Annotated in this window: 11 protein-coding genes and 3 pseudogenes; 5 read left to right on the top strand and 9 right to left on the bottom strand. The window is 41.5% G+C overall.

Going from position 1 to position 11,548, the window contains the following annotated elements; genetic code table 11:
- A partial coding sequence (locus RMY31_RS31355) for a GMC family oxidoreductase (RefSeq protein WP_409878966.1) occupies positions 1-1,273 on the top strand: 1,273 nt, incomplete at its 5' end.
- Entirely contained in the window at positions 1,245-1,376 is a 132-nt protein-coding gene (locus tag RMY31_RS31350; protein WP_322657174.1) for a hypothetical protein, read from the top strand. The genes RMY31_RS31355 and RMY31_RS31350, both read left to right, overlap by 29 nt.
- 145 nt (positions 1,377-1,521) lie before the next feature.
- On the opposite strand, the gene RMY31_RS31345 is transcribed toward RMY31_RS31350, so the two are convergent.
- From RMY31_RS31345 to pepE, 3 genes and pseudogenes are all read right to left on the bottom strand, one after another.
- Entirely contained in the window at positions 1,522-2,880 is a 1,359-nt protein-coding gene (locus tag RMY31_RS31345) for an MATE family efflux transporter (RefSeq protein WP_322657172.1), read from the bottom strand.
- Positions 2,881-3,042: 162 nt separating this feature from the next.
- A pseudogene (locus tag RMY31_RS31340) lies at positions 3,043-3,570 on the bottom strand (alpha/beta fold hydrolase); the annotation flags it as partial.
- A 169-nt stretch (positions 3,571-3,739) separates the two neighbouring features.
- Positions 3,740-4,480 (bottom strand): dipeptidase PepE, encoded by a 741-nt coding sequence (gene pepE / locus RMY31_RS31335; protein WP_322657171.1) that lies wholly within the window; start codon positions 4,478-4,480, stop codon positions 3,740-3,742.
- A gap of 627 nt (positions 4,481-5,107) precedes the next feature.
- On the opposite strand from pepE, the pseudogene RMY31_RS31330 reads away from it, so the two are divergent.
- The 3 genes and pseudogenes from RMY31_RS31330 to RMY31_RS31320 all read left to right on the top strand — a co-directional run bounded on the left by RMY31_RS31330 (position 5,108) and on the right by RMY31_RS31320 (position 7,787).
- A pseudogene (locus RMY31_RS31330) lies at positions 5,108-5,924 on the top strand (IS5 family transposase).
- Positions 5,925-6,026: 102 nt separating this feature from the next.
- A complete protein-coding gene (locus RMY31_RS31325) occupies positions 6,027-6,716 on the top strand; it encodes a class I SAM-dependent methyltransferase (RefSeq protein ID WP_409878963.1) in 690 nt (229 codons plus the stop codon).
- 120 nt (positions 6,717-6,836) lie between these two features.
- On the top strand, positions 6,837-7,787 hold the full coding sequence (locus RMY31_RS31320) for an RpoD/SigA family RNA polymerase sigma factor (RefSeq protein WP_322657168.1): 951 nt from the start codon (positions 6,837-6,839) through the stop codon (positions 7,785-7,787).
- A 28-nt stretch (positions 7,788-7,815) separates the two neighbouring features.
- On the opposite strand, the gene RMY31_RS31315 is transcribed toward RMY31_RS31320, so the two are convergent.
- The 6 genes and pseudogenes from RMY31_RS31315 to RMY31_RS31290 form a co-directional block, all read right to left on the bottom strand.
- On the bottom strand, positions 7,816-8,655 hold the full coding sequence (locus tag RMY31_RS31315) for an Rpn family recombination-promoting nuclease/putative transposase (RefSeq protein WP_322657166.1): 840 nt from the start codon (positions 8,653-8,655) through the stop codon (positions 7,816-7,818).
- A 380-nt stretch (positions 8,656-9,035) separates the two neighbouring features.
- Positions 9,036-9,458, bottom strand: coding sequence for a type II toxin-antitoxin system VapC family toxin (locus tag RMY31_RS31310; RefSeq protein ID WP_322657165.1), 423 nt, complete (start codon positions 9,456-9,458; stop codon positions 9,036-9,038).
- Positions 9,455-9,676, bottom strand: a complete 222-nt coding sequence (locus RMY31_RS31305; RefSeq protein ID WP_322657164.1) for a hypothetical protein — start codon at positions 9,674-9,676, stop codon at positions 9,455-9,457. The genes RMY31_RS31310 and RMY31_RS31305 overlap by 4 nt, the downstream gene beginning before the upstream one ends.
- Positions 9,677-9,968: 292 nt before the next feature.
- Positions 9,969-10,400 (bottom strand): annotated as a pseudogene (locus tag RMY31_RS31300) (zinc ribbon domain-containing protein); the annotation flags it as partial.
- Positions 10,289-10,633, bottom strand: a complete 345-nt coding sequence (locus RMY31_RS31295; protein WP_409878961.1) for a hypothetical protein — start codon at positions 10,631-10,633, stop codon at positions 10,289-10,291. The gene RMY31_RS31295 and the pseudogene RMY31_RS31300, both read right to left, overlap by 112 nt.
- A 51-nt stretch (positions 10,634-10,684) precedes the next feature.
- Positions 10,685-11,440, bottom strand: a complete 756-nt coding sequence (locus tag RMY31_RS31290) for a hypothetical protein (RefSeq protein ID WP_409878959.1) — start codon at positions 11,438-11,440, stop codon at positions 10,685-10,687.
- Positions 11,441-11,548: the final 108 nt, after the last annotated feature.

Below are 11,548 nucleotides of genomic sequence, written 5' to 3'. Positions count from 1 at the left end.
GATGATTTATATCCGGGGCAATTCTCACGATTATGACCACTGGCAGTCGCTAGGGAATCCTGGCTGGAGCTACCTTGATGTCTTGCCCTATTTTAAGAAATCTGAGAACCAGCAACGCGGTGCCGATGCTTACCACGGGGTTGATGGTGAGTTGAGTGTCACCGATCCGATTTCTCCAGCTGTAGTATCCCAACGCTTTGTCGATGCCTGTGTGGAACTGGGATATGACTACAATCCGGATTTCAACGGTGTGCAGCAGTCAGGGGCTGGACTCTATCAGGCGACAATCAAGGATGGAAAACGACACAGTACCGCCGCGGCCTTCCTCGTGCCAATTTTGCATCGTCCGAACTTAACGGTGCAAACAGGTGCGTTAGTGACTCGCTTGTTGTTTGAGGAAACTCGCGCTGTTGGAGTGGAATATCTGCACTTAGGAATGCTGCATCAGGTCAGGGTTAACTGGGAAGTAATTTTAAGTGCAGGTGCGTTCGAGTCACCCAAGTTGCTGCTGCAAAGCGGCATTGGCGATGCAGAATACCTGCAAGGGCTAGGAATTTCTGTCGTGGCTGATTTGCCAGGGGTTGGTCAAAACCTGCAAGACCACCTGATCGTTCCGGTAGTCCAACAGACGACTCAAGAGGTACACCCTGCCATCACCAGTAATGTGTCTGAAGCCGGACTGTTCTTTCATGGCGAGGGTAATCTGGAGGCTGCACCCGATGTCCAGTTCTTCTTCGGTCCCGATATATATTTACCGCCTGGCTATGTCCGCCCTGATTGGGGCTTCACGGGTGTAGTCTCTTTGACTCATTTCCAAAATATTGGCAGTGTCAGTTTGCGCTCGTCTGACCCCAAAGATGCTCCAGTCATACGGATGAACTATCTGCAAAGTGAAGCTGATGTGCGTCTTCTGATTGCCGGGATTCGATTAATGCGGCAATTGTTTGACACAAGTGCTTTTAATGAGTTTGGCGGTAAGGAAATTGCACCGGGGGAAAGCGTGACCAGCGATGCAGCACTGGAATCATACATCCGGTCAGCTTGCAGTACGGGACATCATCCGTCTGGCACTTGCAAAATGGGTACCGACCCAATGGCAGTGGTAGACCCCGAACTGCGAGTACATGGGGTCAAGGGATTGCGGGTAGCGGATGCATCGATCATGCCAACTCTGGTCAGTGGCAACACAAACGCCCCCATCATTATGATTGGCGAAAAAGCAGCCGATTTCATTAAAGCCGAAGATGGCAATTCAACCGCAAGCACTACATAAACTTGGGTGTGGTCAATCATTTGTTGGTGGATGGGCGATCGCGCACAAAAATGGCGAAGTGATTTTGAATCTGCAATCTGGTAGGTGGAGACTAATAGATTAACTCTAGAGGTGTTGCGAACTTTTGAGCAAGTTAATACTCTTGTTGATAAAAGTTTAGCTAAGGCTAAGGACAAGATATTGAAATACAAAGATAACGCTCAGTGCTACTGAAAGCCCCCAGCGTGTCTTTGCATGGGGTAGTTTACTCATCTACTATCTGTTATGGATTGCAAAATGCTAAACCGCCAAGTCAAAACTATAGCCGCACTAGCTAAACCAATTGCTAACCCCCACCAAAGACCAATTGCTCCGTATTTTAACCATATGCCCAAAGCATAACCAGTAGATAGACCAACACCCCAATAAGCAAAAATACCAATTAACAGAGGAATTCGCGTATCTCTTAACCCTCGTAATGCTCCGGCTGCGGTGACTTGCACTCCATCAACAATTTGAAAAATCGCAGCGATTGCAAGCAATTCGACTGCCAAGTTCACTACATATTCATTACTGGGATTTTTGATGTCAAGGTAAAGAGAAACAACCGACTTTGGTAATAACCAAAAGATAATCCCTGCAATAGCCATAGATAAAGCGCCTAAGCTAATGCCAACATATCCAGCCAGACGAGCACCACTGTTATCTCGCTCTCCAGCTAATTGTCCAACACGTACAGTTGTTGCTAGAGAAATACCAAGCGCAATTTGAAAGGACATAGAAGCCGTCTGCAAGGCAATTTGATGGGCAGCTAGGGAAATGGTTCCTAATTGTCCTAACAAAAACGTGACAACTGTAAACAGTCCTGCTTCCACTGCAATTAGTCCACCAATAGGCAATCCGACCTGAAAAATCTCCCAAAAAATGCGGCGATTTTCTTGGGTGAAAGTGTACTTGAATGAAGTATGAAATATACGGTAGCTACTAAATCGATGTTGACTATATATATAGATGAACAGAGCAATAAACATACTCCAAAGTGACAGCGTGCTTGCCCAACCAATCCCAGCGAGTCCCAAGGCAGGTAGCCCTAGCTTGCCAAACATCAAAACATAGTTAGCTGTGATGTTAAGCAAAGTACCTAACACCACAGCGATTGTAATTACCTGCGGTTGAAACAGAGCCGAAAGAAAACCTTTGAGTACAGCCAAGCCCAAGCCAGGGAGAAAACCTAGTGCGATCGCTCTTAAATAGTTTTGTGCTAGTGCTGCTGTAGCGGCATTCTGACCCAATAGCAGTAGTAAAGCGCCTCCATTCCAAAGTACTATTACAATCGGTATCCCCAATAGTAGAGATATTGCCAATCCCTGCTGGACAATCTTGCCTACTTGTTCGGGCTTTCTGGCTGCTTTAGCTTGGGCAGCTAAGGGACTAACAGCAGAAACAATACCCGTAATAATTAAAAGCAAAAAAGTAAATATAGCAGCGCCCAAACCTCCAGATGCAATAGTCTGACTTCCCAACCAGCCCATCATTGCCGTATCCACAAAGCCAGTTGCCGATTGAGCAAGCTGTGCTGCTGCTAAAGGAACAGCTAACAACAGACATTGTTTAATTTCAGATCTCAATCTGTCTCTAGCGCTCGTATTATTCATCAACTAAAAAAATATTTTTATTAAAATTTTCCCGAATTCAGAAACTGTAAGATCTGTTGAGATATCAATTGTGGCTGTTCAATCTGAGGTGCATGACCGCAATTTCTCAGCTTAATTAGCCAAGATATGCCGTTGACGTAAGTATTTTACCGCCAAGGAATCAAGAGGAGGAAACAAGTATTTGCTCCAAGTAGGGCCAAAACTATAACCTAAGCTATTAATTAATACTAGCGATTTCACAACTTCAGGATAGGTGAGAGTAAAGTCAATCGCACTCGCACCTCCCATCGATGCACCCACTAGTACAACAGGCTGATTGATTAAAGTTCTCCAAAATTCATAAAGGTGAACTTTAATAGTATTTGGGCTGTATTGGATGTTTTTAAGTCTTTGTGTAAAGCCAAAACCTAATAAATCTACTGCCCATGTTTCATTTTGAGCAGCAAGTAATGGCAACAGCAGACGAAACTCTAGGATGGAACTGTCGAAGCCGTGCAGCAATAAAAGCGGTGTTCCTCCCCAACCTTTGTGAATGTAAGTTGTCAAGATTGGCTGTTGACTAAGGGAAGTCGCCAAGGCAATTGTTTCAATACTTTTAATAAAAGCGAGCGCCTCTTTGTCTTTGAGTTGATTAACTTGTGATAGCAAAAAATTAGGGAACATTCTGTTTGTCTATAAAATGTTTGATTGCAGCCTTAACTCATTCCATCCGCTACGTATACTAATGCTGCTTGATACCAAATCAACGTCTAATGCTTCATCCTCCCTCCTGATGAAATATTACTTAAAATTATTAAAGGTAAAATTACGACTGCGGAATTTAATTAAATAATTAAAAAGCACTTGAGATAGGAAAATCTGTTTTCAGAAGAAAATCCAATTTATCAGTAGTATCATACTCTTTTCTTTCTTCTGTGAACTTGAATAGGAATATTTTTTTATTACCAATCAATCTCATTGATGAATCTTCAACTCTTAACATTGTCCCTTCTGGCAAGCCAACGACATAAATATTAGGATTTAAAACTAAAAATTCTTTAATTCTTTGTTCTCTTGTTTCGCCATTGTGATTTGTCATCACTTCATCTGTATAGTGGGGGTTAATTTGAAAATGAACCAAATTTAGTCCTTGAAAACTTATCGGTTCAATTATTGGCATATCATTACTTGTTTTGATAGTCGGACAAGCAACGTTAGAACCTGCACTCCAGCCAATATAAGGAGTTCCATTATTCACCTTATTCTTGATGACATCAAGCAGTTTAGTCTTGTGTAACCAGTGTATTAAATGAAAAGTGTTTCCACCTCCAACAACTATAGCTTCTGCATCTTTAATTAATTCTTGAGGATTTTCAACCAAATGAATAGCATCAACTTCATAACCTATCTCTTGAAATACTTGAGCAACTTTTTTGCTATACTCCTCATAAGTTGAAGTAACGGCTGCATAAGGTATAAACACTATTTTATTGACAGCATCTCCTAAAAAATTTTGAATTTCCTGGCGAGGATATGACAAATATTCTTCACCTATATTTGTGGAATTACTAAGTAATAATAATCTTTTTGACATAATTTATGATCTATAGTTGTATTTATCAATAATCAAAAATCGTTAATTTGCATTCGATTCTACTTGAGTAAAAAGTACCATCCGAGAACCCAGCGATCGCAATATGGTTTGGACAAAAGAATCAGGGCTTTAGCTGATCCCAAACTCAGATTAGCCACTATACTCTTGATTTTGAAATCCGTCTTGAGGCTAGTCTTGACAAGATTCGTGAGTAAGTTTGCTGTTGAAACACTTTTTCAACTCCTTCTTTTAGCAGTCGGCATCTAATTCCAAATTAGGTGTACTCAATAGTAGATAGTAAAGCGAAAGGAGAAATATTCAATGGCTCAGACTCAAAAACAAGGGAAACCAACCGATGGCAAACCAGACGAGTCGCAACAAGACCTAAATCCACAACCTCTGGCTGGTGGCTGGTAAAAATTCTGGCTTGGAAGGCACGCATCCTGAGAAAGCAGGTCTAAATGCCTATGAGATTAAACAACTGCATGACAAAAATTAGCATCTGGTCGCCTTAAATAACAACGATTTGGCGATATTTAGAGCTGATTCGTAAAGAAAATCTAAAGAGAATTAAGTCTCGCTTTACTCAGGTTATAGGCTAAATCGAGAGCAGTTATGTTGTTGTCGATGAGCCGTCTACCCGCGATTGAAAATCCGCACCGCAAACCCTACCCAGGTGATTTAAGCGATGCCGAATGGTTAATTATCAAGCCTCTCCTACCTGCACCCAAAGGATTCGGGCATCCTGTAGAAGTAGATTTACGAGAAATTCTCAATGCTATATTCTACGTGCAACGTACTGGATGTCAGTGGAAAATGCTACCTCATGACCTTCCTCCTTACACAACAGTGTACGGCTACTTTCACGGGTTGGCAACGCAAAGGCATCTGGCAGAAAATTCACGGGCCTTGTACGCCATCAACTACGGCAAGATTTAGGACGAGATGAACACTCTACTGTGGCGATCGCAGATTCTCAGTCGGTGAAGACCACGGAAAAAAAGGGGAGGTCTACGGCTTTGATGGTGGTAAGAAGGTTAAAGGGCGTAAGCGCCATATTGTCGTAGATTCTCAAGGTTTATTGATTGGCATTTTAGTTACCGAAGCTAATGCCTCAGAACGTTTGGGTGCAGTGGTTGTACTGCATGAAGCGGCTGTTGAATTGTCTAAATAGGAAGTTGTTTGGGTAGATCAGGGCTATTCCGGAGAAAACTTTGCTCAAGCAGTCAGGCAAGTTTGCGGCGAACTCTTTCGTGTTGAGGTGATTCAACGACACTCGAAAACATTTGAGCGATTGCCGAAACGATGGATTGTAGAACGTACATTCGGTTGGCTGAATCGATTTCGTCGTCTGAGTAAGGATTATGAGTTGTACACAGAGTTAAGTGAAGCAATGATTTATGGCTCATTGATTCGTCTGATGATAAAGCGAATGGCAGCTTAAGCTTTTGTTTACGAATCAGCTCTTACTTTCGATGACGCAAATGGTGACTTAATTGACTTGAAAACAAGCAAGTATAGTTTTAATACTGTAATACATAATCAAATGACAAAATTATTTAATGAACTCATACATATCTGGTTAGAAGACGGACAAAAAATAAGTAAACACTATAGTGAACTAGTTCTAAAAGAGGGGACATTATCAGCAAAAAGTATTGGTGAAAGAGAAGATAAAAGAAACTTCCGATTTTTCGATAAACTCTTTGAAGGTATAGTAATCGAACCAGACTGTTCAGTTTTGGACATAGGTTGTGGTAAAGGAGAATTGCTTGACTATTTCAAGTTGCAGTTGCCATATATCAATAGTTTAAATTATTTAGGTATCGATATTGTACCTGCCTTTATATCAGCAGCCAAACAGAGATTTCCTTTAAACAGCTTTCAAAATCATAATTTTATTCATCCTTCATTTCTCCCAGAGAAACAATTTGATATTGTGCTAGCTCTGGGAGTATTAGTAACCAGAGTACGAGAATATAACTTATTTGTTGAGTATTTTGTCAAGAAAATGGTCAAGTGCGCCAGGAAGTGCGTTGTCTTTAACATCATTTCTGACATTGAAGCTGACTCTCCCAATTATTCACAGCTAAATGCTGTTGGACACTCCACAGTTTTGAGTGTCGAGATTTTGAACTCAATAATTAGTAGTCTTGATTGTGCCACCTGTAGAGTAGAACCATTAAAAATCTTTCCAGATGCAACTGATATGTTTGTATACATCAAATTACACTAACTTGCTAAGTACAAGTGAGCGATCGCTACATAAGATTACGTCCCCTGGTTGATGTTTTTGATGAGGCTATTTGATTTATAATTTTAGATTCGTCTAATTTTGGAGAAGTTTTCTAGTTGTATGTCCAGCCTAAGTTCTGACATGGTACGCATCTATTTGCAAGAGATTGGTCAGTTTCCTTTATTAACATCCGACCAAGAAATAACTTATGGCAGGCTTGTACAGCAAATGATTGCCCTTGAGCAGCAACAGCAGCAGCTTAGTCAACAATTGCATCGCCAACCAACACCAGCAGAATTAGCGAATTTTGTAAATAAAAGCGAAATTGAAGTAAATCAAATCTTTCAGTCAGGTAAACGAGCCAAGCAGAAGATGATTACTGCCAACCTGCGACTAGTGGTTTCAATAGCTAAAAAATACCAGCGTCGCAATTTAGAGTTCTTAGATTTGGTTCAAGAAGGAGCGATAGGTCTGCAAAGGGGAATAGAAAAGTTTGATCCCAACCGAGGTTATAAATTATCAACTTACGCCTACTGGTGGATTAGTCAAGCAATCACCAGGGCGATTGCTGAAAAATCTCGTACAGTTCGCTTACCGATTCATGTTAACGAGAAACTCAGTCAAATCAAAAAGCAAGAGCGAGAATTGTTTCAAACGCTTGGTCGTCGTGCTACTGTCACGGAAATTGCTCAAAAATTGGAGTTGGAACCTAGCCAAATTCGAGAATACCTCAAAGTTGGTAGTGGAACAATTTCTCTAGATTTGAAGGTGGGTGACAATCAAGATACAGAACTGAGCGAACTTCTAGCAGATGAGGGTATTTCACCAAATGAACTCATTACTCAAGAAATGTTACGGCAAGACTTGAGTGATTTGTTGGCATCACTCAAACCCGTGCAGCGTGAAGTATTAATTTTGCGCTTTGGACTGCTAGATAATCAAGAACGAAGTTTGGCTCAGATTGGAGAAAAGCTCAATGTCAGTAGAGAAAGAGTTCGTCAAATCCAGCAGCAAGCAATGACTGCTCTGCGTCGTCAACAACCGTCTATTGGGCAGTATTTAACTTCATGAAAAATACGGGGGTATTGTCCCAGGCAGATTAATTCTCTTGAGTTAGCTGTGCCTGTAACTGAATAATTCGCTCTACAGTTAACCCTGTTACTCGCACGATAACTTCAGTTTCTATACCCTCGCGCAATAAGTTTACTGCAACTTTCTCCAAAGCTTTTTCTTCCCAACTAGTAACAATTTCCATGATTTCCTCCTGCTGTGTTAATCCCATTGTATCGATAGCGGCTTGAAAAGCTTGCTCTTCGGCTGTATCCAGGCGCAAGTATGTATCCACAAACCCAGAAATTAATTGCATCCGAGCTGGATCTAATCTTAACGTTGCCAGCAATCGCAAACATTCCGCTTTTACCTGCGGACGTTCTGGCTGGGGAATATTCATTTTTGACATTAATGCTGCTGCCACTGGATTTGGTTGAGTTAGAAAATCTCGCCAGCTTAAACGATTTAATTGAATAGCAGCAAACTGAAAGTCCAGTACATTTAAGTCAGGAAAAGTAACACGATAATTTTGAGGTTCAGGGCGTAGGGGTTCATCAAAAGAAAAAATTACCACAGGATAAATTGGTAAATCATATTTTTCGTGTAACCGTGCAAAATACTGAAACATCCTCTTAGCAAATATTGTCTGGGTGTAAGATTGATTTTCGACGTGTATTAAAAAATAAGTTTCTTGCCCTTGATAACGGACTTGAGCCAGTAAATCAATTTCCTTCTTTTCTCCAGACGTAACATCGGTAAACACTTCCTGGGGCAAAAACTGAATAGAATCACGGTCTATTTGGCTGATTACTTGAGGCAGAAATAAATCTAAAAACTCAACAAAGAAGGTAGATAGTAATTCTTTGAATAAGCGGTCGTGGTCAATCATAATTTTTTGATTTTTAATAATAGTTTTGATAATATTATACCTGTAGCAATTAATAGTAATTCGTATTTTCGTACTAGATAAAATAAAAAATAGAGACATGGTGTAGTGACTCATTGAAGAAGATTCTACCAAGCCAGAATCTAGAAGTCAGAATTACATTCATCAGTTGTAAATTCATAATTTCTGACTCCTGATTCCTGGCTCATGAGTTCTGTTTTGATGAATCGCTTTTGTCTTAATTACCGTCTTTCACCGTACGGCATAACTACCCCACCAAATACCTCACAAAGAGCGGATCTATCGCCGCAATCCGATGCCTAATTGATTGTGGAGGATTATTGAAAAACTGTTTTAAATCTCGGCTTTTGATTTGGTAACAATTAACCAGACCAAGGATTAAAGATAACAACCCCTGTTCCGGCAAAATCATTTTCGTTGCGAGTGACTAATGTTAGAGAATGTTGCAGGGCTATGGCAGCAATCAAAGAATCCATAACGGGTAAAGGTCGCCCCGAAAGTTCTAGCTGTCCAACAATACTTCCCCATAACACCATTGTTGAGACATCTATACTTAAAATTCTGTGTTCAAAGCGATTGAGTAGAGTTTCATTTAGCCAAGTCAAGAGAGATTCTTTGCGCTTAGATGCGGTAAGTTTACTGATACCTTTAGCAATTTCGCCAATTGTAATCACGCTAAGATAAAGTGTTTCTGGCGCTTGGGCATCTAGCCAATCCAAAACTTTTTGATTTGGTTGTTTGACAACCAGTTCAGAAATTAAGCAGGTATCAAGAAGGTAAGTCATGGAGTGAAGGCATCGTGGGTCAGGCTGCGATCTCTGCTCAGGTCGAGTTCTTCACTGACTTGTGCCAGGGGGGAGTGACGAAAGAATTCTGAGAGTTTGGTTGGTTGTTCTGAGTGGGTGTCTTGTATCGTCAGGCTTTGGGCTAGGAGTTGGATAATATACAGTTTCTCATTCTGGTCAAGTTGAAGGAGTTGTTGTTCGAGTTCTGGGAGCAGCATGATAGGGTTTAAGCGGAGGATAATTTTATTTTACTTTCACTGTTGATTACCCTACCAAATACCTGACAAGGAGCGGATCTATCGCTGCAATCCGATGCCTGATAGACTGCGGAGGATTCTTGAAAAACTGCTTCAAATCTCGGCTTCTGACTTGATAACAACTAATAGAACGCTTTGTGGCTTTCAACCAACCCTGTCTAACCCAATAAGTAACAGTCGTTGAATGCAAACAAAGGTTTTTTGCAATTTCACTGCAACTTTGACCTCTCCCCGGCATAAATGCGCGGGGATTCTAAGCTGATGCTACGGGAAGAGATGAATCCGCTTCCCTTCGCTTTAAAGCTTTGGTTTCCCAGATTTTGAATCTGGTAGCGAGGGTCAAAACTCGCCTACAGACCTTGACTAGGCACAAGCCTAATTGTGTCTCTACTTTTCTCAAGATATTCGCCGCACCATTCAAATCAGCGTTAATCATTTTGCCTATTGCAGTCCGGTACATCCCACGTTTAACTCGTTTTCCCGATGGCTCCCACCCTTCAGGTTTTTCACCGAAAGTAGGCAAGAAATCACCGTCTAAAAAACTAGCTTTACTGGTGTACGATTCCTCGGTTTCTACAAACTTAATCCCGTAGTATTCACACAGTTGTTTAATACGTTCCTTAAGCTTCGCAGTGGGTATTTGCACAAAAGATTGAGTTGTTTTACCCAACTGCGCCTCTTGACGTCACTATCAAATAACTCAATTGCTGCATCAAAACCACATTGCAGAAATCTGGCATATGACTCTTCAGACCAAAGGATTGATTGAGCAATCGCTATTAAAAGATTGAGATTAGTCTCGCTTGCTGCACCCTGCTCATCTAGCCAATGAATTGTTGCTATTAATCGTTGTTGAAGAGAAGCCGCAGTTGATTCTGGTAATGCAGCAATTGGGGTAAATCCAGTTAGTTGTTTCATAATTAGTTGGTGTGGCGATTCTGAGAGTAAATCGCCGTTATTGCTTGTTAATTACCGTCTTTTACTCGGTACAACTGCCTGATTCTGTGGTTGTAACGATGCCCTTGCTTCTGCCTCCGAGACTGCTGGCAATGCAGGTCTAATTTCTGCATTCAACGCCCATCTTTCGTAAGTCTCATTCGTTACCCAGTCCAATGTCGCGCCCGACTCCGCACCGCTACGAATCATTTCGGCAGCAACGAGAGCATCTTTCTCAAAATCAGACTCTGGGTTGCGGTAACTCCACTGAATGAACCAGTATGTACCAAGCGCACCTTCAACTTTCTGAAACTCGGCACAGAAAATGTAGTTTTTCAGGACAGATGCGATCGCCTCATAGCAGAACTCTTTCGGATCTCCCGGCATTCCTTCCTCACACCATTGCTGGAAAGCACGATGCGCGAAATGGTTGTACAGTCCGGCGAAACTGTCTTTACTCCGGCGGTGCATTAGAAACGAAAGCAGCATAGAAGCTGGCCCTTTAAACTGGTCTTTGAGTCCACCAGCAACAGGAATCACCCACAGTTCGGTGAATGCTTCGTTGGTGAAGTTCTCGTTGATTGTGAGTAAGCGGTCTGGGCGTGAGATTGCGATCGCAAAATCAGCCTTGTTTCCTTTGAGATATCCTCCTTGTTGTGCCTCCAAAATTGTCAGCTTCGGTGGACAGTCCAAGAGAAATTGCCCGTATTCCTTAGCGCAGTTAGCTTGAAGTTTTGGTTGGCTGGGTGGGATTAAGAAAACGCTGTTGTTGACTTTTATGGTTTCCATATTGGTGTTTGTGTTGATGAATACTGAGAGTGTGGTTGTGTTTGTTGTAATGTTAATAACGAAAAACGCGAACTCCCGAATACCTGAATGAATGACGCTCATTCAGGT

The sequence above is a fragment of the Dendronalium sp. ChiSLP03b genome (genome assembly GCF_034531165.2).
GTDB lineage: Bacteria > Cyanobacteriota > Cyanobacteriia > Cyanobacteriales > Nostocaceae > Dendronalium > Dendronalium minutum.
The sequence above is the reverse complement of the archived record's forward strand: the minus strand, read 5'-3'. Positions and strand labels throughout refer to the sequence as shown.

Coding starts and splice junctions, on each gene's coding strand:
- RMY31_RS31350 (WP_322657174.1), top strand. CDS start 1,245: ATGGCAATTCAACCGCAAGCACTACATAAACTTGGGTGTGGTCAATCA.
- pepE (WP_322657171.1), bottom strand. CDS start 4,480: ATGTCAAAAAGATTATTATTACTTAGTAATTCCACAAATATAGGTGAA.
- RMY31_RS31325 (WP_409878963.1), top strand. CDS start 6,027: ATGACAAAATTATTTAATGAACTCATACATATCTGGTTAGAAGACGGA.
- RMY31_RS31320 (WP_322657168.1), top strand. CDS start 6,837: ATGTCCAGCCTAAGTTCTGACATGGTACGCATCTATTTGCAAGAGATT.
- RMY31_RS31315 (WP_322657166.1), bottom strand. CDS start 8,655: ATGATTGACCACGACCGCTTATTCAAAGAATTACTATCTACCTTCTTT.
- RMY31_RS31310 (WP_322657165.1), bottom strand. CDS start 9,458: ATGACTTACCTTCTTGATACCTGCTTAATTTCTGAACTGGTTGTCAAA.
- RMY31_RS31305 (WP_322657164.1), bottom strand. CDS start 9,676: ATGCTGCTCCCAGAACTCGAACAACAACTCCTTCAACTTGACCAGAAT.
- RMY31_RS31295 (WP_409878961.1), bottom strand. CDS start 10,633: ATGAAACAACTAACTGGATTTACCCCAATTGCTGCATTACCAGAATCA.
- RMY31_RS31290 (WP_409878959.1), bottom strand. CDS start 11,440: ATGGAAACCATAAAAGTCAACAACAGCGTTTTCTTAATCCCACCCAGC.